Source organism: Mesorhizobium sp. M1B.F.Ca.ET.045.04.1.1, from assembly GCF_003952465.1.
GTDB lineage: Bacteria > Pseudomonadota > Alphaproteobacteria > Rhizobiales > Rhizobiaceae > Mesorhizobium > Mesorhizobium shonense.
This window is the reverse complement of sequence record NZ_CP034448.1, coordinates 1-22,200: the sequence shown is the minus strand read 5'-3', so window position 1 is coordinate 22,200 and position 22,200 is coordinate 1. Positions and strand designations below refer to the sequence as shown.

Annotated in this window: 20 protein-coding genes; 8 read left to right on the top strand and 12 right to left on the bottom strand. The window is 64.4% G+C overall.

Features of this window, described 5'->3' with window-relative positions:
- Positions 1-71 precede the first annotated feature (71 nt).
- Complete coding sequence (locus EJ071_RS00105; RefSeq protein ID WP_189521388.1) at positions 72-554, bottom strand: MarR family transcriptional regulator; 483 nt, start codon at positions 552-554, stop codon at positions 72-74.
- A 108-nt stretch (positions 555-662) separates the two neighbouring features.
- Between EJ071_RS00105 and EJ071_RS00100 the strand changes: the two genes are divergently transcribed.
- A complete protein-coding gene (locus EJ071_RS00100) occupies positions 663-1,067 on the top strand; it encodes a VOC family protein (RefSeq protein WP_126096250.1) in 405 nt (134 codons plus the stop codon).
- Positions 1,068-1,291: 224 nt separating this feature from the next.
- On the opposite strand, the gene EJ071_RS00095 is transcribed toward EJ071_RS00100, so the two are convergent.
- Both EJ071_RS00095 and EJ071_RS00090 read right to left on the bottom strand, forming a co-directional pair.
- Positions 1,292-2,368: a quinone-dependent dihydroorotate dehydrogenase gene (locus EJ071_RS00095; protein ID WP_126096249.1), complete on the bottom strand. Its 1,077-nt coding sequence runs from the start codon at positions 2,366-2,368 to the stop codon at positions 1,292-1,294.
- Positions 2,365-2,715, bottom strand: coding sequence for a DUF952 domain-containing protein (locus EJ071_RS00090; protein WP_126096248.1), 351 nt, complete (start codon positions 2,713-2,715; stop codon positions 2,365-2,367). The genes EJ071_RS00095 and EJ071_RS00090 overlap by 4 nt, the downstream gene beginning before the upstream one ends.
- Positions 2,716-2,904: 189 nt before the next feature.
- On the opposite strand from EJ071_RS00090, the gene EJ071_RS00085 reads away from it, so the two are divergent.
- A complete protein-coding gene (locus EJ071_RS00085) occupies positions 2,905-3,342 on the top strand; it encodes a hypothetical protein (RefSeq protein WP_126096247.1) in 438 nt (145 codons plus the stop codon).
- 119 nt (positions 3,343-3,461) lie between these two features.
- Positions 3,462-4,121: a response regulator transcription factor gene (locus tag EJ071_RS00080; RefSeq protein WP_126096246.1), complete on the top strand. Its 660-nt coding sequence runs from the start codon at positions 3,462-3,464 to the stop codon at positions 4,119-4,121.
- A 15-nt stretch (positions 4,122-4,136) separates the two neighbouring features.
- Here EJ071_RS00080 and EJ071_RS00075 read toward each other — a convergent pair whose 3' ends face one another.
- Both EJ071_RS00075 and EJ071_RS00070 read right to left on the bottom strand, forming a co-directional pair.
- Complete coding sequence (locus tag EJ071_RS00075) at positions 4,137-5,399, bottom strand: MFS transporter (protein WP_126096245.1); 1,263 nt, start codon at positions 5,397-5,399, stop codon at positions 4,137-4,139.
- Positions 5,400-5,553: 154 nt separating this feature from the next.
- On the bottom strand, positions 5,554-6,210 hold the full coding sequence (locus tag EJ071_RS00070) for an O-methyltransferase (RefSeq protein ID WP_126096244.1): 657 nt from the start codon (positions 6,208-6,210) through the stop codon (positions 5,554-5,556).
- Between the two features lie 94 nt (positions 6,211-6,304).
- On the opposite strand from EJ071_RS00070, the gene EJ071_RS00065 reads away from it, so the two are divergent.
- Positions 6,305-6,946, top strand: coding sequence for a TetR family transcriptional regulator (locus EJ071_RS00065; RefSeq protein ID WP_126096243.1), 642 nt, complete (start codon positions 6,305-6,307; stop codon positions 6,944-6,946).
- A 19-nt stretch (positions 6,947-6,965) separates the two neighbouring features.
- Here the strand turns inward: EJ071_RS00065 and EJ071_RS00060 are convergent, their stop codons facing one another.
- Positions 6,966-10,451 (bottom strand): PAS domain-containing hybrid sensor histidine kinase/response regulator, encoded by a 3,486-nt coding sequence (locus tag EJ071_RS00060; protein WP_126096242.1) that lies wholly within the window; start codon positions 10,449-10,451, stop codon positions 6,966-6,968.
- A 325-nt stretch (positions 10,452-10,776) separates the two neighbouring features.
- On the opposite strand from EJ071_RS00060, the gene mscL reads away from it, so the two are divergent.
- Positions 10,777-11,196: a large conductance mechanosensitive channel protein MscL gene (gene mscL / locus EJ071_RS00055; RefSeq protein ID WP_126096241.1), complete on the top strand. Its 420-nt coding sequence runs from the start codon at positions 10,777-10,779 to the stop codon at positions 11,194-11,196.
- Positions 11,197-11,307: 111 nt separating this feature from the next.
- Positions 11,308-12,474, top strand: coding sequence for a pyridoxal phosphate-dependent aminotransferase (locus EJ071_RS00050; RefSeq protein ID WP_126096240.1), 1,167 nt, complete (start codon positions 11,308-11,310; stop codon positions 12,472-12,474).
- A 70-nt stretch (positions 12,475-12,544) separates the two neighbouring features.
- Here the strand turns inward: EJ071_RS00050 and hemA are convergent, their stop codons facing one another.
- On the bottom strand, positions 12,545-13,822 hold the full coding sequence (hemA, locus tag EJ071_RS00045) for a 5-aminolevulinate synthase (RefSeq protein ID WP_126096239.1): 1,278 nt from the start codon (positions 13,820-13,822) through the stop codon (positions 12,545-12,547).
- 331 nt (positions 13,823-14,153) lie between these two features.
- On the opposite strand from hemA, the gene galE reads away from it, so the two are divergent.
- Entirely contained in the window at positions 14,154-15,149 is a 996-nt protein-coding gene (gene galE, locus EJ071_RS00040; protein WP_126102426.1) for a UDP-glucose 4-epimerase GalE, read from the top strand.
- Between the two features lie 111 nt (positions 15,150-15,260).
- A complete protein-coding gene (locus EJ071_RS00035; RefSeq protein ID WP_126096238.1) occupies positions 15,261-16,517 on the top strand; it encodes a D-amino acid dehydrogenase in 1,257 nt (418 codons plus the stop codon).
- Positions 16,518-16,794: 277 nt separating this feature from the next.
- On the opposite strand, the gene EJ071_RS00025 is transcribed toward EJ071_RS00035, so the two are convergent.
- From EJ071_RS00025 to EJ071_RS00005, 5 genes are read right to left on the bottom strand one after another with little or no spacing between them, the layout of a single operon-like run.
- Positions 16,795-18,153 (bottom strand): FGGY-family carbohydrate kinase, encoded by a 1,359-nt coding sequence (locus tag EJ071_RS00025; RefSeq protein ID WP_126096237.1) that lies wholly within the window; start codon positions 18,151-18,153, stop codon positions 16,795-16,797.
- Entirely contained in the window at positions 18,150-18,464 is a 315-nt protein-coding gene (gene rhaM / locus EJ071_RS00020) for an L-rhamnose mutarotase (RefSeq protein ID WP_189521387.1), read from the bottom strand. The genes EJ071_RS00025 and rhaM overlap by 4 nt, the downstream gene beginning before the upstream one ends.
- Positions 18,464-19,465 carry an ABC transporter permease gene (locus tag EJ071_RS00015; RefSeq protein WP_126096236.1) on the bottom strand — a complete coding sequence of 334 codons (1,002 nt, stop codon included), beginning with the start codon at positions 19,463-19,465 and terminating at the stop codon, positions 18,464-18,466. The genes rhaM and EJ071_RS00015 overlap by 1 nt, the downstream gene beginning before the upstream one ends.
- Positions 19,462-20,439 carry an ABC transporter permease gene (locus EJ071_RS00010; protein WP_126096235.1) on the bottom strand — a complete coding sequence of 326 codons (978 nt, stop codon included), beginning with the start codon at positions 20,437-20,439 and terminating at the stop codon, positions 19,462-19,464. Before EJ071_RS00010 ends, EJ071_RS00015 begins: the two co-directional genes overlap by 4 nt.
- Positions 20,436-21,995 (bottom strand): sugar ABC transporter ATP-binding protein, encoded by a 1,560-nt coding sequence (locus tag EJ071_RS00005; protein ID WP_126096234.1) that lies wholly within the window; start codon positions 21,993-21,995, stop codon positions 20,436-20,438. The genes EJ071_RS00010 and EJ071_RS00005 overlap by 4 nt, the downstream gene beginning before the upstream one ends.
- Between the last annotated feature and the right edge of the window lie 205 nt (positions 21,996-22,200).

Sequence of the window (22,200 nt, the reverse complement as noted above, 5' to 3'; positions counted from 1 at the left end):
GTTTTCCGCCCGGAATTGCGTAAAAACAAAGAGTTAGAGCGGTTCGGCGTTTCCTGAAACGGTGAACCGCTCTAGAGGCCAGTGAGCAATTTCTTGAGCAGGGCGTTAAGAGTCTCCTGCTCCGCAGGCGTCAGCACGGAGATCAATTGCTCTTCCAGCGCCACCATCGGACCGATCAAGCCGTCTATCGCGCGCTTGCCGCCAGTCGTTAGTGCGATTTGCTTGCCGCGCCGGTCCTTGGGATCGGGGCGTCTTTCGATCAGCCCGGCGCGCTCCAGCCGATCCAGGCGGTTCGTCATGCCGGCCGAGGAGATCATTGCCTGTTCGTAGAGCTGCGTGGGCGAGAGCATATAGGGTTCGCCGGAGCGCCGGAGCGGCGTGAGCACATCAAACTCACCTACACTCAGGCCTGCTTCCGACAGCAGCGGGTTCATGTGATCGCGGATCACGCGCGCAGCTGCATCCAGCAGACGCCCCACCATTTCAATAGGCAACAATGGAAGGTCGGGGCGCTCGCGAGCCCATTGCTTGGCTGCGGCCTCGGCGCGATCCATGGCGAATATCCTCTCAACAAAATGTATCTTGAAATCAAGATACATTGCATCTACTAACATTTTGGCAAGACAATAGTGCAGGGCGCTGCCCCAGAGAAGGAGAAAGTGATGTCCAAAATGATTTTCGTGAACCTGCCTGTCCGCGACCTAGCGGCATCGACGGCGTTCTACGTGGCTCTAGGTGGCACCGTAAACCCGCAGTTTTCAGGCGAGAAATCCACCTCGCTCATCTTCTCGGACACGATCGGGGTGATGCTGCTGACCCATGACCATTACCGCGAATTCACCAAGCGCCCTATCGGCGACGCGCGGCGTGACAGCCAGGCAATGATCGCCCTCACTGTTGATGATCGCGACGCCGTCGATGCAACGGTGAACAGGGCGGGTGCGGCGGGCGGTCGCGCCGATCCCAACCCGGCACAGGATCTTGGCTTCATGTTTAACCGCCATATTGAAGACCCGGACGGCTATGTTTGGGAAATCGTATGGATGAACCCGGGGGCCAACGCCTAAACCTAGAAGGCTAGGCAATAAGCGCGACTAGAGCGGTTCACCGTCTTACGGAAACATTGAACCGCTCTATTTGTTGACGCAATTCCGGACGGAAGACCGTTTCGCACTCTTCCTGGAATGGCTCGACGCTCAGAGCGCGTTGATCGGAGCCAGAAGGTGACGGATGCCGCAATGCAGATGGCGGATATGAAGGTGTGGGCGCACCGGTTGGCGCGCCTTGGTTCTTAGTGAGTCTTGACGGCCCAATGATCTAGGCGGCTATCGCGCAAGTCGCGCAGCGACGTCAGCCGCTCCTTCTCGGCAAACCGCACCATGCCGGCGACGATGCGCCCAGGCAGCGTCGGGCCGGCGTAGATCATGCCCGTGTAAAGCTGGACGAGGTCCGCGCCAGCGCGGATCTTCTCCAGCGCGGTTTCCGCCGAGTCGACGCCGCCGACACCGATGATCGCCATTTCCGGGCCTACCAGCTTGCGCATTTTCGCCAGCACCGCGGTCGAGCGCTCGAACAGCGGCTTGCCCGACAGTCCGCCGGTTTCGCCTGCCAGGCTTGCGCTGCGCAACCCGGCCCGCGACAGCGTCGTGTTGGAAACGATGATGCCGTCGATCTTTTTTTCGATGACCTCGGCGGCGATGTCTTCCAGCTCGGCCTCGACGAGGTCCGGCGCGATCTTGAGGAAGACGGGCGGCTGCGCCGGCGCTTTCGCGCGAGCGGCCATGACGCGCGACAACAGCTCGCCGAGCTGCTCGCGCGCCTGCATGTTGCGCAGGCCCGGCGTGTTGGGCGATGAGATGTTGACGGTGAGATAGCTGGCGTGAGGCGCGAAGCGGGTCACGCCGCGCTCATAGTCGCTGATGCGGTCGGCGCTGTCCTTGTTGGCGCCGATGTTGACGCCGACTATGCCTGAGCGCCCCTTGCGCGCCGCAAGGCGCTTTTCGGCGGCTGCGTGCCCTTCATTGTTGAAGCCGAGCCGATTGATCACGGCTTCGTCCGCGGTCAGCCGGAATATGCGCGGCTTCGGGTTGCCCGGCTGCGGCAGCGGCGTGATCGTGCCGACCTCGGCGAAGCCGAAGCCGAGCCTGAGCAGCGCATCCGGCACCTCGGCATTTTTGTCGTAGCCGGCCGCCATCCCGAGCGGGTTCGGGAAATCGAGGCCGCAGACGCTGACCTTCAGCCGAGCGTCCCGCGGTGGAGGCGAGGCGACCGGCAGGCCGCAGCGCAGCGCCGCGATCGACATCCCATGCGCGGTTTCCGGATCGAATGAGAAAAGCAGTCTTTGGCCGATCCGGTCGAGCACGCTCATTCGCCCTCCAGTTTCGGAAATCGATGCGAGCCGTCGGCGCCGAGCGGCAGCGGCAACACCGAGACGACCGCATCGAGGCCGAGCGGAGCGTAGAGATGCGGGAACAAGGCGCCGGCGCGCGACACCTCGTATTTCAGCGCATCGCCCAGCTTTGCTTGGTCGATCGCGATCAGGAGCAGGTCCGTCTGCCCGGCGAAATGCTTGGCTGCCGTCTCGCGCGCCTGCGCCGCGGTGGAGAAATGGATGAAGCCGTCGGCAATGTCGATCGGCGCGCCGGTGAAGCGGCCGTTCCGCTCCGCTTCGCGCCACATGGCTTCAGGCGCGATCTTGTAGATAATCTGAGACATTGTCGCGCTATAGTCCGAACGAACCATGGGGGAAAGGGGGCAAGCAGGTTCCGGAAAAGTGTGACGCGGTTTTCCGGTAAGAACCTGCTGCAGGACCAAATCGCACTCTTCCCCATTTCAGGCGCAAACCTGTGATATTCTTGGCTCAACGGCTCATGGAGGACAACAAGGCTCATGGAGGACAACAACATGCGTCTGCAGCATATCCTGATCCCGGCGGCGCTTTGCTCGCTGGTCGCCGCATCGGCCTATTCCGAGGAGACCGACCGCTACCGGCTCGAAAAGTCCGCCAACGGCTATGTCCGCATGGACACCCAGACAGGCGCCATGTCGATCTGCGAGGAGCATTCCGGCCAGCTCGTCTGCAAGATGGCGGCCGACGAGCGTGCCGCCTTCCAGGACGAGATCGACCGGCTGCAAAAATCGGTCAAGGCGCTGGACGAGCGCGTCGCCAAGCTCGAGAACACGCCCTCCGCCCGCCTCGAATCCAACCTGCCCAGCGAGGAGGATTTCAACAAGACGATGAATTACATGGAGCGCTTCTTCCGCCGCTTCATGGACATCGTGAAGGACATGGACAGGGAAAACGGCGACGGCGGCGCCAAGCCCGACCCGCAAAAGACCTGAACCGCTCCGGGAAAAACCCGCGCGCGGCCTTTGCCGCTTGAAAAGCCGCCGCGCCGCCGCATAATCATTCCGATCCCGCAAGAAGCACATAATCAGCGATGGGATCCGGGGAGGAATATTTGCCGTCGGGCCACACCTTCGTCATTGCCGACGACCATCCGCTGTTTCGGGGCGCGCTGAAGGAGGCGCTTTCCGGCATCGGCGACGTCGCCGCCATCCACGAGGCCGGCGATTTCGAAAGCGCCAAGGCGCTGGTCCTTGCCAATGAGGACATCGACATGGTGCTGCTCGACCTCTCGATGCCGGGTGCCAGCGGCCTGTCCGGCCTGATCTCGTTGCGTGGCATCCATTCCTCGGTGCCGCTGGTGGTGGTGTCGGCGCACGATGATCCAGTCACCATCCGCCGTGCGCTCGATCTCGGCGCTTCCGGCTTCATCTCCAAATCGGCAAGCATGGAGGAGATACGCAGCGCCGTGCAGGCCGTGCTTGCCGGCGACATCGCGGCACCAGCCGGCATCGAGCTCGGCGTCGAGCGCGACCCGGAAATCTCGGACCTGATCAAGCGGCTGCAGGCGCTGACGCCGCAGCAGACGCGGGTGCTCGGCATGCTGGCCGAAGGCCTGCTCAACAAGCAGATCGCCTATGAGCTCGGTGTCTCCGAGGCCACCATCAAGGCGCATGTCTCGGCCATCCTGCAGAAGCTCGGCGTCGACAGCCGCACCCAGGCGGTCATCCAGCTTTCCAAGATCGGCGGCGACCCGCTGCAGCCGGTCGCCTGACCGCCCCTTTCGGCATCAGAACTGTTCCTCCGTTGCCGGGCTTGTCGACCAGGTCGCGGATCTCTCCGGCCTGATGTCTTCCGCATCGACCCCTATCGTTGAAGCGTGCCGCGCTCTTCCGATCGCGACACCCAACCCGAGCGACGCGATCGCCACCAGCGGAATGCCGGCTACCCAGGGCAGGCGGGGCGCAAGCGCATAGAGCGCGGTGCCGATCGAAGGTCCGAGCGAGTCCTTGAGATCGACGGCCACCGACGAGGCCGCCATGTAGGAGGCGCGCCGCGCCGGCGGTGCAAGCGCGTTGACGGCGGTCGGCACGAGCGGCCCGACCAGCATCTGCGCCACCGAGCAGAGGCTAACCGCGGCAATCAGTGACAGCATCGCCGGCGAGGCCATGAACAGGACAAAGGCGGCGATGGTCGAGAGCCCGGCGCCGGCAGTCAACCAGAGCGCGGATCGCGTCTCGGCGAAGCGGCTCACCAGCATCTGCAAGCCGACCGTCAGCGCGGCCGCATAGGCAAACAGCGTGCCGATGCCGGATGGGGAAAGTGTGCCGGCGTCCCGCGCATAGAGCGGGATCACGGCCTCGATCCAGTTGCCGGAAATCTCGAACAGCACGACCCAGAGGAGCAGCTTCGCCAGGCGGCCGTCGCGGAAGGCCGGCAGCAGCGCCGACAGGCCCTCCTCTTCTTCCTCATCGCCCCGGTCGCCGGCTGCGGAGCGTCCGCTGCCGATCGTCTCGCCAAGCGCCACCAGCATCACGACACCGCCAAGGATAAGCATGCCACCGGCGGCGAGGAACACGGCGTCGAGCGATATCAGCACAAGCAGGGCGCCGCAGGCCGGACCGAGGATCTGGCCCGCGCTTGAGCTCACTCGGGCCATGCTGAACCAGCGCGGATGCGCCGACGGCGCCGTCACATCGGCGATCGCGGTGAGGATGGTCGGATGGAGCACCGACTCGCACATGCCGGTCAAGATGAGCACGATCGCGGTGGCTGCAACGCCGTGGACGAAGAACAAGGCGATGAAGCCGCACCCGACGCCGAACGATGAGAAAATCAGCACCGGCCGCCGGCCGACCCGGTCGGCAATGCCGCCGATCAGCGGCGCCGCGATCAGCTCGCCGCCTGCATAGCAGCCGAACAGCAGGCCGACCGCGCCGACGGGAATGCCCCCTTCGCTGCTCGCCCAGAGCGGAAAGAACGGCACCAGCGCGCCGTCGGCGAAGCCGGCGCAGAAGAACAGGAAAAGGCCGAGCAGTGCCGGGCGCGGCATTGCACGCCAAAAGGAGGAAATTGCGGTTATGATGTCACCTGCGCGTCAAATGCCCGAGGATCGGGGATGGCGCGTTGGCTAACGTGAACGCCTACGGCCGCTCGAAGAGCAGCGCGAGTCATGGATCTGTTTGTTCCGCTCGTGGCGGGCTTGCTCAGCCGAGCCACATCGACAGTTCCACGTCGTCGCCGAACGGCGTCGACATGTAGCCGCCTGCGGGTGATCGCACCCGCTCCAGATATTCCGGAGAGAAGTCGGCATTGTCGGCGATGACCAGCGCGCCGGGCCTGAGCCGGCTCTCGACCAGGCTGAGGATCTCCGGATAGAGCGCCTTGGCGCCGTCGAGCAGCAGAAGGTCTATTCGGTCGGGCAGGTCTTTGCTCAGCGTCTCCAGCGCGTCGCCTTCGCGGATCTCGACCAGGTCGAGAAGGCCGCCTTCCGTCAGATTGGCCTTGGCACGCACCACCTTGGATGGCTCGAACTCCGTAGAGATCAGGCGGCCGCCGCCATTGTCCCTCAGCGCCGCGGCAAGGTAGAGCGTCGAGATGCCGAACGAGGTGCCGAACTCGACGATGATGCGCGCGCCGGTGCTGCGCGCCAGCATGTAGAGCAACGTGCCGGTCTCCGGCGAAACCGCGAGCCAGAGGTCCTTCAGGCTGCCGTAGAAATCGAGGTATTCGGTCTTGCTGCCGAGCAGGCGCGCCCGTTCCTCGCTCGAATACCGGGCCACCGCCGGGCTGGTCGCCGCGGCGGCTTCCTTGAACAGGCGGGTGAGCAGGGGCGCGAGCGGGGTTTCGGTCAGGGTCGTCATGGCTGTCTCCAGTCGGGAACAAATGCGTTCTTGTGTCGTCTCGAAAAATACGAATAATCCTTCAGGTTTCCAATTCGCATTCCCGAGCGCCGCCATGATCCAACGCCCAAGCCCTTCAATTTCCACCCGAAAACAGCCCAAACAAGCCCGCGCGACAGAGCTCGTCGCGGCGATTCTGCAGGCAGCTGCTCAGGTTTTGGCGAGCGAAGGCGCGCAGCGTTTCACCACCACGCGCGTGGCCGAGAAGGCCGGCGTCAGCGTCGGCTCGCTCTATCAATATTTCCCCAACAAGGCGGCGCTTCTGTTCCGGCTGCAGAGCGATGAATGGCGGCAGACGACCGACCTTTTGTGCGGCATCCTCGAGGACGTCGAGAAACCGCCGCTCGAACGGATACGCACCCTGGTCCACGCCTTCATCCGCTCCGAATGCGAGGAGGCCGCGGTGCGTGTCGCGCTGAACGACGCAGCACCCCTCTACAGGGACGCGCCCGAGGCCCAGGAGGCAAAGGCTTCGGCGGAGCGCACGGCCGAGGCATTCATGCTCGAGGCGTTGCCAGAGGCCTCGCAAGCCGCTCGCGCTATGGCTGGCGAGCTCATCCTGACGACGCTCAGCACAGTGGGGCAGGATTTTTCGGCGAGTCCGCGCACGTCTGCCGAGATCGAAACCTATTCCGACGCGCTCGCCGACATGTTCTGCGCCTATCTCAGAAGCCTCGGGCATCAGGGCGGAGGCTGAGGGCGTGGCCGGCCTGGATCTATTCCGCCGCCGGTGCCAGCGCCCTGACGCGCGCCATCATCGAGCGCAGCACGGCCGGCTTCAGCGGCTTGTTGACCACCGGAATATCGAGCTTGCCTGCCGCGGTGCGCACCTCGCTGGAACGGTCGGCGGTGACCAACACACAAGGCAGGTCCTGGCCGTAAGCGGCGCGCAGCCTGTGAATCGCGTCGAGCCCGGTGGTGCCGTCGAGATGGTAGTCGGCAAGCACGACATCCGGCCTTACCGCGCCGGGCCGCAAAAGGTCTCCCGCTCCCGAAGCCGTCTCGACGCTGCAGCCCCAGCCTTCGAGCAGCAGCCGCATGCCATCGAGGATGCGAGCGTCATTGTCGATGCAGAGCACATTGAGCCCGGCAAGCGAGGATGCCGCGCGCGCTGGCGTTTTGCCAACCTCACGCGGCGGCGTCGCGACCGCCGCGACCGGCAGGATGACGGAAAAGCGGGTGCCCTTGGCCGGATTGGAGAAGATGCGGATTTCGAGCCTGAGCACCCTTGCGATGCGGTCGACGATGGATAGGCCGAGGCCGAGGCCTTCGGCCTCGCGCGCGCCTTCGTCCAGCCGGGTGAATTCGTGGAAGACGGTGTTCAGTTTGTCGCCGGCAATGCCGATCCCGGTATCGATCACCTGGATTTCCGCCAGCTCGCCGCGCCTTCTGACGCCGACCAGGATGCGGCCCTCGCGCGTGTATTTGATGGCGTTGGAAACGAGGTTCTGGACCAGCCGCCGCAGAAGGTTACGGTCCGTCATTACGCCGAGCGACGACGGCATTATCTTGAGACCCAGCTTCTTTTCGGCGGCAAGCGGGCGAAAATCGTTGCCGATCTGGCTGAGCAGTCCGCCGAGGCTGAAGGCGGTGTCCTCGGGCTTCAACGCTCCGGCGTCGAGCCGCGAGATGTCGAGCACCGCGCCGAGGATGGTCTCGACCGATTCCAGCGACGATTCGATATTGACCGCGGCCTTGCCGGCTGGTCCCTTGCCGGCCTTCTCGATCAGAGACGAGCAATAGAGCCTAGCGGCGTTCAGCGGCTGCAGGATGTCGTGGCCGGCGGCGGCGAGGAAGCGCGTCTTGCTGAGATTGGCTTCCTCGGCCAGCATCTGCGCCTGCGCCAGCTCCTCGTTGACGCGGGTCAGTTCGATGGTGCGGGTCCTGACCCGCTGCTCCAGCGATTCGTTCGCCCGCTTCAGCGCCAGGTCCTGCTCGACGCGGCCGGAAATGTCGGCATAGGTGGCGACGATGCCGCCGTCCGGCATCGGGTTGGAGCGCAGCTCCAGGATCCGTCCGCTGGTCTTGAGCTCCATCTGCCAGGGGCTGACGAAGCTGGTCAGCCGGTTGAGCATCGTCATCCGCTGGTCGGCGGGGATGTCGCCGCGCTCGGCGAGGTGGCGCAGGATCTGATCGAGCGAGACGCCGACTTGGCCCATCTCGTCCGGCAGGTCGAACAGCGCCCTGTATTGCCGGTTCCAGCAGATCAGCCGGAAGTCGCGGTCGAAGACGGTGATGCCCTGCTCCATCTGGTCGAGCGCGATCTGCAACAGGTCGCGATTGTGCTGCAGCGCCTCGGTGGCGTCGTCGAGCAGCCGGAAGGCATCCTTGGAGTCGCGGTCGTTGCGGCGGAACAGCAGCGACAGGATCAGCCGCGCCGAGGACGAGCCGACGGCGCTCGCCAGCAGTTGTTCCGAGAAGCGGATGACGTCCATGCTGGCCTGTTCCTTGCCATGCAGGGAGACGCTCGCGTTCTTCTCGAAGGATTGGAAGGAACGCTCGGTGCGCTCGACGCCGAGATAGCGGGAGATCGTGTCCTTTAGATCATTGACGGTGACGGCGGTGCGGAAGCGGCGCAGGCTCGGCATCGGGCTGGCTTCGCGCGGCACGAAGATCGCCGCCTGGATGCGCTCCAATGGCACGGAAGCGCGGGACAGCGATCCCAGCACGAAGAACAGCGCGTTGATCGACAGGCTCCACAGCACGCCGTGGTTCAGCGGCTCGCCGACGGTGCCGAACAGTGCCTGCGGTCTGAGCGCCTCGAAGCCGAACAGGCCGTGGACGACGATATCGGTCTCTGGAGCCACGAGCGAGGGGAGCAGCAGCGTATAGCCCCACACCAGAATGCCGGCGACCATGCCGAGCGCCGCACCCCGGCCATTGGCGCCGCGCCAGATCAGCCCGCCGATCAGCGCCGGCGCGAATTGCGCGATCGCGGCAAACGACATCAACCCGATCGAGGACAGCCGCGCGCTGTTGGTGCTCTCGCGATAGTAGAGGAAGGCGATGAACAGCATGATGAAGATCGAGGCGCGGCGCACGTTGAGGATCAGCGTCGACCAGTCCTCATTGTCCGAAGAGGGGGTCTTGAGCAGCCGGCGCACGAACAGCGGGATGACCAAGTCGTTGGAGATCATGATCGACAGCGCGACGCTCTCGACGATGACCATGGCGGTCGCCGCCGACAGGCCGCCGATGAAGGCGGCCATGGCGAGCACATCGTGGCCGCTGAACAGCGGCAGCGATAGCACGTAGAGGTCGCTGCTGGTCCTGGTGCCGACCAGCGACAGGCCGGCAAAGGCGATCGGCAGCACGAAAAGGTTGATCGCCACGAGGTAGAGCGGAAACACCCAGGTCGCGGTGCGCAGCTCGGCCTCGCTGCGGTTCTCGACGATGGTGACGTAGAACTGGCGCGGCAGCATCAGGATGGCAAAGCCGCTCAAGCTCGTCAGCACCAGCCAGGTGGCCAAGGAGGTGTTGTAGCCCATGGCCTGGCGCACCTCGGCATTTGCCGCGAGCGTCGCGAACATGTCGCCGGGGCCGCCGAAGATCAGGAAGGTCACCATCAGCCCGATGGCGAGGAAAGCGGCAAGCTTGACCACGGTTTCCACCGCCACCGCCAGCACCAGCCCGTCCTGGTGCTCGGTGGCGTCGGCGTGGCGGGTGCCGAACAGCACTGCAAACAGCGCAAGCAGCATCGCGACCACCAGTGAAATGTCGCTGACGAACGGATCGAACGAAGGCGGCGATCCGGTATAGTGCTCGATCATCAGGCTGACCGAGCCCGAAATCGCCTTCAGCTGCAGCGCGATATAGGGCACCGCGCCGATCGTCGCGATCAGAGTGGCGATCGCCGCGACCACGAAACTCTTGCCGTAGCGGGCGCCGAGAAAGTCGGCGATCGAGGTGATCTTCTCGCTCTTGGCCAGCCGCACGATGCGGTTGAGCAGCGGGAAGCCGAACACGAAGACCAGCACCGGGCCGGTATAGATGCCGAGGAATTCAAGACTGCGCTCGGAGGAAAGGCCTACCGAGCCGAAGAAGGTCCAGGACGTGCAGTAGATGGCGAGGCTGAGCGCGTAGATGAAGGGCCGCGCCCGGCCGGGCCCGGCGGCCGCCGAGCGCCGGTCGCCGACGCTGGCGATGGCGAAAAGCAGCGTCACATAGGCGATCGCGATGATGACGACGAACCAGCCTTGCACGGCTCGCACTTCCTCCCTGGCCGGTCTCCCATCCGGTCCGCCCCAAGCAATTCCAGGAAAAGTTTCCGGTCGGAATTGCGTAGGAAACAAATACTTAGAGGGCTCGGCGTTTCCATTAAACGCTCAGCCGCTCTAGACGCAACCACAGCTTGGAGCCCAAGTCCATCGCGGCTTTCGGCGCATGTGCCTGACGGCGCAGCTAAGCACAAACCGGTGGCTTCGCCCTTTTTCCGGTTTTGCAACCGGGGGTTTTTGTTATGGTGGATTTGGGCCGGCGCCGGCGAGCCGGGGCGGCGGCACGGCCTGTCATGGCAAGGAGGGTCGAATGCTGAAAGAATTCCAGGAATTCATCTCCAGGGGAAACGTGATGGACTTGGCCGTCGGCGTCATCATCGGCGCGGCCTTCGGCAAGATCGTCGATTCGCTGGTCAACGACATCATCATGCCGATCGTCGGGGCGATCTTCGGCGGGCTGGACTTCAACAATTATTTCTTCGGGCTGTCCTCGAACGTCCATTCGGCCGCGTTGGCTGACGCCAAGAAAGAGGGCGCCGTTTTCGCCTATGGCAGCTTCATCACCGTGGTGCTGAACTTCCTGATCCTTGCCTTCATCATCTTCCTGATGGTCAAGGCCGTGAACAATCTGCGCAAGCGGCTGGAGCGCGAGAAGCCCGCTGCCGCTGCCGCGCCGCCGGCGGATGTCCAGCTTCTGACCGAAATCCGCGACCTGCTCGCCAAGAAGTAATCTCAAGCCAGACGCGCTGGACCAAAACCCCGGTCGCTCACGGCCGGGGTTTTCTGTTTGCGGCTGTCGTAAAAGACGTTAGCAGTCATGGAAAACCGGACGGATTCCTGCATGACCCTGATCCAGACCTTGCGTGCGGAAGCCCGCGCCGCACCCGAAAGCGGCATTGTCGCCGTCGTCAACCACGGCCGCCTGCGTGAAGGCCTGATCCCGCTCTGGGCCGGCGAGGGCGACCTGCCGACGCCTTCCTTCATCAGCGATGCCGCCGCCCGCGGGCTCGCCAATGGCGAGACCTTCTACACCTGGCAGAAGGGCATTCCCGAGCTCAGGCAGGCGCTCGCACGCTATTACGCCAGGCATTTCGGCAAGCGCATCGCCGAGGAAGAGTTCATCGTCACCGCTTCCGGCATGCATGCCATCCAACTGGCCGTCGACGCGATCGCAGGCAGCGGCGACGAGGTGATCTATCTGTCGCCGGCCTGGCCGAATTTCGCTGCCGCCGCCGGTGTTGCCGGCGCCGTCCCGGTTGCGGTCACGCTCGACCAGTCCGGCAATGGCTGGTCCTGCGACGTCGACAAGATCGCCTCCGCCATCACGCCGTGGACAAAGGCGCTGTTCGTCAACACGCCGTCGAACCCGACCGGCTGGACCGCCGACAAGGAGACTCTTCAAGCGATCCTCGATCTGGCCCGCGCCCGCAATCTCTGGATCATCGCCGACGAGATCTATTCGCTGTTCCACTACGGCCATGGCCGCGCGCCGTCCTTCCTCGACGTCGCCACGGACGAGGACCGCATCCTGTTCGTCAACAGCTTCTCCAAGAACTGGGCGATGACCGGCTGGCGCGTCGGCTGGATCAAGACCCATCCGGCCTTGCAGCAGGTGTTCGAGAACCTGATCCAGTATTCGACCTCGGGCGTCGCGCAGTTCATGCAGCGCGGCGCGGTTGCCGCGCTCGACGAGGGCGACGGCTTCATCGAGAGCCAAGTCGAGCGGGCACGCGCCGCGCGCGACCTCGTGTGCGATATCCTGGGTGCCAGCGGCAAGGCGCGCTTCACTGTGCCGCAAGGCGCGTTCTACCTGTTCTTCACCGTCGACGGCATCACCGATTCCCGCGCCGCCGCCTTCGACATCGTCGACAACGCCAATGTCGGCCTTGCGCCCGGCACGGCCTTCGGCCCCGGCGGCGAGGCCTTCCTCAGGCTATGCTTCCACCGCCGCCTCGATCAGCTCGAGGAAGCGGCGCATCGCCTGGCGAAATGGATGAAGACGGTGTAGCCGAGCCGTCGACGAAGCCCGAATTGAAACTCGCACCGGATGGCCGTCGGAGTAGAGTTTCAAACGGGCTTCAGCCGCCTGATTTCGGCACCAAGAGCGGAATAATTCGGTCGCTCTTGGCAACCGCAGGCCGGCCGGAGGCGGCATAGGGAATGCCGAGCGCGTCCCAGGTCTCGACCAGCGCGTCCTGCAGTTCGGCGATCAGCGCGTCCGAATGGAACGGCGTCGGCGTGATGCGCAGCCGCTCGGTGCCGCGCGGCACCGTCGGGTAGTTGATCGGCTGGATGTAGATGCCGTGGACGCCGAGCAGGCGGTCGCTGGCCATCTTGCAGAGCTCGGGATCGCCGACCAGCACCGGCACGATATGGGTGGCCGATTCCATCACCGGCAGGCCCGCCGCGGCCAGAACTTGCTTGGTGCGCGCCGCCTGGCGCTGCTGCGCGTCGCGCTCGGCCTGCGAGCGCTTCAGATGCCGGATCGAGGTGGTGGCGGCGGCCGCGATCGCCGGCGGCAGCGCGGTGGTGAAGATGAAGCCCGGCGCATAGGAGCGCACCGCGTCGATGACCGCGCTGGTGCCGGTGATGTAGCCGCCGAGCGTCCCGAACGCTTTTGCAAGCGTGCCTTCGATGATGTCGATGCGGTCGGCCAGCCCTTCGCGCTCGGTGATGCCGCCGCCGCGCGCACCGTACATGCCGACAGCATGCACCTCGTCGATATAGGTCATGGCGTTGTAGCGCTCGGCGAGCTCGACGATCTGCTTGATCGGGGCGATGTCGCCGTCCATCGAATAGACGCTTTCGAAGACGATCAGCTTGGCGCGCTCGCGCCCGGCGGCCTGCAAAAGACTTTCCAGATGCGCGACGTCGTTGTGGCGGAAGATCTTCTTCTCGGCGCCCGAGCGCCGCACGCCCTCGATCATCGAGGCATGGTTCAATTCGTCCGAGAGCACCAGGCAGTTGGGCAAAAGCCTGGCAATGGTCGAGATCGAGGCCTCGTTGGAGACGAAGCCGGAGGTGAAGACCAGCGCTGCTTCCTTGTCGTGCAGGTCGGCGAGCTCATGCTCGAGCTCGACCAGCGGATTGGAGGTGCCGGAGATGTTGCGGGTGCCGCCGGCACCCGAGCCCATCTTGCCGGCCGCGTTCTGGAAGGCGGTAATCACGTCTCCGTTCTGGCCCATGCCGAGATAGTCGTTGGAGCACCAGACGGTGATTTCCTGGGCGCGGCCGTTGGCGCGCCAGATGGCGCGCGGAAACTTGCCCACGATGCGCTCGAGGTCGGCGAAAACGCGGTAGCGCCGCTCGGCATGGAGCTGGTCGATCGCATCTTCGAAGAACCGCTGGTAATTCATGTCGGCTTCCCAATTTTGCGGCGGATCATAGTCATTGGCCTATGCTGCGTCCACCGCGCCCCACCGGTCAAAATGCCACGCCCCGGGCCTGTTCCTAACGATGTCGGATCGTGGCCTATTCCCGACTGTTTGATGCAGTTTTGTTTCAGTACGATGCCTCAGACGGGAGGAACTGTTACGGACTTAACATTATAGGGAGGCGTATGCATATCGCCCAAAAGTGCACAGCGCCTCTGGGGGAACGACATGCGCTTAACGGGCTTGCGGCGGGGTTTCCAGCACGGTGGCTGTTGAGACAGTTTCCGATAAATCTTGATCAGCGAGGTAGATGATGACGGTTTTGGTGACGGGCGGCGCCGGTTATATCGGCAGCCATATGGTCTGGGAGCTTCTCGACGCCGGCGAAGGCGTCGTCGTGCTCGACAGGCTTTCCACCGGCTTCGAGTGGGCGGTGGCGCCCGAGGCGAAGCTCGTCGTCGGCGACGTCGCCGATCGCGAGCTGGTCGGCCGGATCATCCGGGACAACAAGGTCGACGCCATCATCCACTTCGCCGGCTCGATCGTGGTGCCGGAATCGGTCGCCGATCCGCTTGGCTACTATGAGAACAACACCTGCAAGACGCGCACGCTGATCGAAACCGCGGTGCGCGAGGGCGTGCCGCATTTCATCTTCTCTTCCACTGCGGCGGTCTATGGCGGCGCCGGTCTGGAGCCGGTGCGCGAGGACGCGCGACTGGCGCCGGAATCGCCTTATGGCCTCTCCAAGCTGATGAGCGAATGGATGCTGCGCGATGCGGCGATGGCGCATGACATGCGCTACACGGCGCTGCGCTATTTCAACGTCGCCGGCGCCGATCCCAGGGGCCGCACCGGCCAGTCGACGCCCGGCGCCACGCATCTGATCAAGGTCGCCTGCGAGACCGCGCTCGGCAAGCGGCCGTTCATGCAGGTCTTCGGCAACGACTACCCGACGCCCGACGGCACCTGCATCCGCGACTATATCCATGTCAGCGACCTTGCGGCGGCGCACCGGCTGGCGCTGCAGCGGCTGCGCGACGGCGGCGAGAGCCTCGTCGCCAATTGCGGCTACAGCCACGGCTATTCGGTTTTGGAAGTGATCGACAGCGTGCGCCGCGCCTTCGGCCATGATTTCGACGTCCGCATGGGCGACCGCCGGCCGGGCGACGCCGCCGCGGTGGTCGCCAATTCCGACCTTGCCCGCAAGGAATTCGGCTGGACGCCGCAGCGCGACGATCTCGATCAGATCGTCAAGGATGCCCTGGCCTGGGAGCGCATCCTGACCGGCAAGAACTCGGCGCGGAGCTGACACAGCAAGCTGTTGGGCCAAGGGCTCGTCCGGGGTGTTGATACGCGCTATTGAGGGTTCCGAAACGGCGCGTGGAGGCGTGCCGTTCGGTTCGATCCTCAAGGGGGCGGCATGAAGGTTGTGGTGCTCGGGGCCGGCGTCGTTGGCACGGCGGCGGCGTACTATCTGGCCAGCGACGGCCATGAGGTGACGGTGATCGAGCGTCATGAAGCGGCGGCGCGCGGCACCAGTCAGTCCAATGCCGGCCTGGTCTCGCCGGGCGACGCCACCGCCTGGGCCTCGCCGGCGGCGCTGAAGACCTTCCTCCGCGGGCTCTGGAACCACGATCTCGGCATCAAGGTGAGGTTGCGCCTCGATCCCTATTTTTATGCCTGGAGCCTGCGCTTCCTGCGCGAATGTACGGTGAAGCGGCTGCGCGCCAACACCGACATCAAGCTCAGGCTTGCGCTCTATTCGCGCGATTGCATCAATGCGCTGTCGGATACGACCGGCATCCGTTACGACGAGCGCAAGAAAGGCATCCTCTACTTCTTCCGCTCGCAGAAAAGCCTCGACACCGGCACCGACAACTACCGCTATCTCGGCGAACACGGCCTGCCGATCGAGATCGTCGGCCGCGACCGTCTGGCCGAGTTGGAGCCGGGGCTCGCGGGCGTCAAGGACAAGATCGCCGGCGGCATCTATTCCCCCATCGATCAGACCGGCGATTCCAAGCAATTCGTCGACAAGCTTGCCGCCTATGCGGCCGACAGGCTCGGCGTCAAATTCCTGTTCGGCACGACAATCGAGGGCCTCGACATCGCGGGCGACCGGGTGCGTGCGGTGATGACCTCGGCTGGTCCGATCACCGGCGACACCGTCGTCATCTCCATGGGGCCGGAAAGCGGCCTGCTCGGCCGCCGCTACGGCATCGACCTGCCGGTCTATCCGGTGAAAGGCTACACCGTGACCGTTCCGCTTGAGGACGAAAACAAGGGGCCGACCATGGGCGGCGCCGACGAGGACCGGCTGATCGGCTATTCGAGGCTGGGAAACCGGCTGCGTATGTCCTCGACTGCCGAGTTCACCGGCTTCGACCGCAGCTTCAAGCCGCGCGATTTCAACTCGATCCTGAACACCGGCAAGGACCTGTTCCCGGGCGCTTTCGACGAGAAGAAGGCGCTGCTTTGGGCGGGGCTCAGGCCGATGATGCCGAACTCGGTGCCTATCTTCGGCCAGGCGAAATACCGCAACCTCTATCTCGACACCGGACACGGCCATCTCGGCTGGACCATGGCTTGCGGCTCCGGCAAATTCCTGGCCGACCTCGTCGCCGGCCGCGAGCCGGAGATCGATCCGCAGGGTTTGCTTTACGGGACGGCGGGGTGAGTGCAGAAACCGTCGACGACAGCGTCGGTCCGGTGGGTACTCAATCAATCCTTGATGCTGGCGCTGCCCCTCATTGCCCTGCCGGGCATTTCTCCCCGTATAGTGACGGGGAGAAAGACGATGTCGCGAAGGATTTCGCCGATCTCCAGCGTTGGAGAAAGGGCGCCAACGCCACAGCCAGACTCCTTCTCCTCGTCACTATACGGGGAGAAGGTGCCGGCAGGCGGATGAGGGGCAGCGCCGACCTGTCAGGCTGTGGCAAACACCACCGCGTTGACTACGTCTCGATGGCTTGCTGCCACGATCGCGCGTAATCGTGCCAAGCCGGATCTGCGGGTGGCTCGGTCCGCTCACCCTTGCTCATCACGGTAGCACCATCTGAGGCCAGCAATGCCGCGCCGATGCTGGTCCCCGTCGAAGTCTCCGACGCGATGACCGGCCGCCCGGTCGCTGCCGCCAGCATACGGATGAACAGCCGGTTCTGCGCGAAAGGGCCTTCGACCGTCGTCGGCCCGTCGCCGCCGATCAGCTCGAGACAGGTCGCGGTCATCAGCGCCAGATAGAACGAGATGGCGGCGAAGCGCTGGCCGGGGCTCAACGCCTCGGCATTGCGCCATTGCGCGGCGCGGTGCGGGAACGGTCCAGAACCCTGCTGGGTGGAAGGCAACAGCGAGGCTTTTTGCGCCAGCACGGCGGCAACATCGTCATCGCTCCATTCCTGCGGCTGACCATCGGTCAGCAACGAGAACTCGCGCCCGCCCATGAAGCGCGCCGATGGCACGGGATCGCCGAGCGCGTTGACATTGACCAGCGTGTCGCGCGCCGGGTCGAGATCTACCTTCTTGCCGCCGACGGCCATCGACACCACCCATGTGCCGGTCGAAACGACGCAGAAGGGCGGTGCGTCGGACAATAGATGCGGCAGCAGCGAGGCGTTGGAATCGTGCAGGCCGCAGAATACCGGCGTCTGCGGATCGAGCCCGGTTTGCGCTGCGAGTGCGGGCAGGATCGGCCCGAGCCGGTCTTTCGCTGGCCGCACCGGCGCCATCAGCCGGCGCCAGCCCATCGGGTCGACCAGCGACGAGTAGTCGGCCTGCCAAGGATTCCAGAGATCGGTGTGGCAGCCGAGCGATGTCACCTCGTTGGCGGCGACGCCCGTGAGCCGTAGCGCCCAGTATTGCGGATACATAAGAATTGCCGTCGCTCCGGCGAATTCGCCGGGAAAGCGCCGCTGCTGCCAGAAAAGCTGCGCGCCGATATTGAGGCCGGCCGGCAGGCGCGGCGTGCCCGTTTCGGCAAACGGCGGGCGGATCGTGTCATAGTCCTGCGTCAGCTCGTCGATCCCTGCGAATTCATAGTCGATCACCGGCAGCGCCAGTCCGCCTTCGGCATCGACCAGCACCGCCGTCGCGCCATGGGTGGTGATGGAAATAGCGTCGATGGGCTGCTGGCGGTGGAGGTCGGAGAGGCTTTCGAGAATGAAGGCCCACAGTGCCTCGACGTCGTGGTGCGGGTAGGGGCCATCCGTGGCGACGGCATTGGCCGTGCGGCGCAGCACCACCTCGGCCATGCGCTCAAGGTCGACCAGCGCCACCTTGGCGTTGGTCTTGCCGATGTCGATGACGGCGACAATCATGCCATATGGAACATTGTTTCCAGCGGCACCGCCACCGGCTCGTTGTCGGGCTTGGTCTCCATGAGGTCGGCCATATGCACCCACCAGCGCTGCATCACCGGGTGTTTCGGCAGGTCGGCCATGCCGTGATCGTCACGCCGCCACAGCACCCCGAACAGGATGCTGCTCTCCTCGTCGAGATGGATCGAATAATCGGAAACGCCGGCCTGCTTCAACAGAGTAACCAGCTCAGGCCAGATCTCGTCATGGCGGCGCTTGTATTCGGCCTTCATGCCGGGGTTGAGCTTCATCTTGAAGGCGTATTTCTCCATCAGGCGAAGCGTCCTTCGCGCAGCCGCCGCCACACGATGGGCAGGGCGATCACGATGATCAGCAGCAAGCCGATGAAGATCGACATGACGATGCCCGGAACGTTGAGCAGGCCGAGGCCGAACGTCACCAGCCCCATGATGAAGGCGGCCAGCACGACGCCCAGAATGCTGCCGGCGCCGCCGAGGATCGACACACCCCCAAGCACCACCATGGTGATCGCCTCCAGCTCATAGCCTTGCGCGATCGACGGCCGCGTCGAGCCGAGCCGCGAGGTGATCAGCACCGAGGCGATGCCCGACATCAGTCCGGTCAGGCAGAACAGGATGAACTTGATGCGGCCGACGCGCACGCCGGAGAACTGGCAGGCGACCGGGTTGTTGCCGATGGCAAAGACCTTGCGGCCGAAGCTCGTGCGGTGGAGCACGAACCAGTAGACGAGCGCCGCGACCAGGAACAGCGCCAGCTCGAACGAGAAAACCCACCAGACATAGCCCTGGCCGAAGAAGGCGAAGCTCTCCGGATAGCCCTTATAGGCCTGGTCGCCGAGGATGATGAAGGCGATGCCGCGGAACAGGCTCATCGTGCCGATGGTGACGACGATGGAAGGCAGGCCGAGCCTGGTGACCAGCAGCCCGTTGAAGGCGCCGCAGCCGAGCCCGACCACGATGCCGATCCCCACGAGCACCGGCGTGCCGGCGCCGGCCTGCACCGCCATGCCCATCATCGTCGAGGCGAGCGCCACGATCGCGGCGACCGAGAGGTCGATCTCGCCGGAGATGATCAGCAGCGCCATGGCGAGCGCGATCAGGCCCTTTTCGGTGAAGTTGAAGGTCAGGTCCGACAGCGACCACGGATCGAGGAAATAGGGCGAGGCGAAGCTGTTGACCGCGAAGATGATGACCGCGATGACGACGAGCAGCGCCTCCCAGGAGAAAACCGCCGAGGAGAGCGGCTTGTCGAGCCGGTCGGGGATATGGCGCGGGGCAGGGGTGTCAGTCATGCCGCTTCCGCCTTTCTGAGGATGATGCGGCCCTGCCGGCGCTCGCCGCGCGCGTTGAGCACCACGGCCAGGATGATGGCGCTGCCCGAGATCGCCATCTGCCAGAAGGGCGAGATGTTGATGACCGGCAGCGCGTTGGAGATGATGCCGAGGAACAGCGCGCCGAGCACCGCGCCGCCGACCGAGCCGATACCGCCGGCGATCGAGATGCCGCCGATGACGCAGGCGGCGATGATGTTGAGCTCATAGCCGTTGGCGACCTCGACCGAGGCGATGACATAGCGCGAGATCCAGAGATAGCCGGCGAGCCCGCCGATCATGCCGGAAATGCAGAACACGATGAATTTGGTGCGGCCGACATCGATGCCGGCATAGACCGACGCGGTAGGGTTGACGCCGATGGCATGGATCGAGCGGCCGATCTGCGTGCGCGTCATCACCAGGAAGAACAGCGCGATCACCAGCAGCGCGATCCACGACAGCACAGGCAGGCCGAGGAAGGCGGCGCGCTGGAAGTTGATGAAGTCGGGGCTCATCTGGTCGGCATTGACCCAGGCGCCGCCGGAGACGACGAAGGTCGCGCCGCGATAGATGGTGAGGGTGCCGAGCGTCACCACGATCGACGGGATGTTCAGCCGCCACACCAGGAAGCCGTTGATGGCGCCGAGCACCAGCCCAATGGCTAAAGCAATCACGATCAGCGCCGGGATCGGGATCGCAGGATATGCGGCGTTGAGCATCGCGACGACCATGCCGGTGAAGCAAAGATTGGACGCCATCGAAAGGTCGATCGAGCGCGTCAGGATCACCACCATCTGTCCCAGCGCCAGGATCATCAGGATCGAGGTGTCGTTGAACACCTGGCGCAGATTGGCCGGATTGGCAAAGCCGGGAAACCGCGTCGAAATCAGCCCGATCAGCACGACGATGCCGGCGAGCAGCCAGATTTCGCGATATTTGAGGAAGTTCTTCATGCCGCGATCCCCGCTGCCGTCCTGACCAGCGTTTCAGCGTCGAGGCCCTTGTTGTCGTAGGTGGCCGCAATGCGGCCTTCGCGCATGACGACGACCCGGTCCGACATGCCGAGGATCTCCGGCAGTTCCGACGAGACCATGATCACCGACAGGCCTTGCGCGACCAGCTCGGCCATGAAGCCGTGCACGGCGGCCTTGGAGCCGATGTCGATGCCCTTGGTCGGCTCGTCGAGAATGATCACCTTGGGCGTCGTCGCCAGCCACTTGGCGATGACCACCTTCTGCTGGTTGCCGCCGGAAAGCGTGCCGACATCCTGGCTGAGCGATGAGGCGCGCAGGTCGAGCCGCTCGGTGTAGGAGCGGGCGAGCGAGAATTCTTCCGCGAGCCTGAGCACGCCAGACTTCGACGTGTTCCTGAGCGAAGGGAGCGAAACATTCTGGAAGATCGGCAGGCCGATCACCACGCCCTGCTTGCCGCGCTCTTCCGGCACGTAGACGATGCCGGCCTCGATCGAATCCGCGGCCGATTTCGGCGCGATCGCGTTGCCGTCCAGCGAGATGTCGCCTCTGCTGGTGCGGGTGATGCCGGCGATGGCCTGCATCACCTCGCTGCGCCCGGCGCCGACCAGTCCGTAGAAGCCGAGGATTTCGCCCTTGCGCAGCTCGAAGCCGATGTCGTCGAACTCGGTCGGATGAGAGAGACCGGAGACCGACAGCACCGGCGCGCCGATCTTCGGCTCACGATGCGGGAAGATGTGGTCGACGTTGCGGCCGACCATCATGCGCACGATCTCGTTCTGGCCGGTGTCTTTCAGCAGGCCCTCGCCCACCATCTCGCCGTCGCGGAAGACGGTGTAGCGGTCGGCGATGCGATAGATCTCGTCGAACTTGTGACTGATGAACAGCACCGCCTTGCCTTCGCTCTTCAGGAATTCGATCAGGAGGAATAGCTCCTCGATCTCCTTCATCGACAGCGCGGCGGTCGGCTCGTCCATGATGACGATGCGCGCATCGATCGACATCGCGCGGGCGACGGCAACGAGGTGCTTGTTGGCGATGCCGAGGTCCTTCAGCCGCGCGTCGGCGTCGATATGGCCGGCGCGCATCGTCTCCAGCACTTCGCGCGCATTTTTGCGCATGGTGCGCCAGTCGATAGTGCCGAAGCGGGTGCGCGGCGCGTGGCCGAGGAAGATGTTTTCGGCGACCGAAAGGTCGTCGAACAGCACTGTCTCCTGATGGATGGCGGTGATGCCGTGGCCGAAGGCGGCATGCGCGCTGGGCAGCGTGGTAGCCTGCCCGTCGATGCTGATTTCGCCGGTGTCGGGCTGGTAGATGCCGGTCATGATCTTGACCAGCGTCGACTTGCCGGCGCCGTTCTCGCCGATCAGCGCCGTCACCTGGCCGGGGTAGAGCGACAGGCTGACATTGTGCAGCGCGCGCACGCCCGGAAAACTTTTGGAGATGCCGGAGAGCTTCAGGCGCGGGCTGGCGCTTGGGGCCGGGCCTGAAGGCTCGGGCTGTTGCGTCTCCGCTTTGCGCTGGGCTGTCGTGTCCATATCCGTATCAGGCCCTGAGAGAAGGTCCGTTTGACGTTGCGGCGGGACAATTGTCCCGCCGCACGAGCTTGAAGTCGACCAGGATCAATAGATCTTGGAGAACTTCTCGATGTTGGTCTTGTCGAACTGGAAGGGCGGAGCCATCGCAGCCGAGTTGGTGTCGTCGAGCGTCACTTTGCCGACGCGGCCGATCGACAGCGTGGCG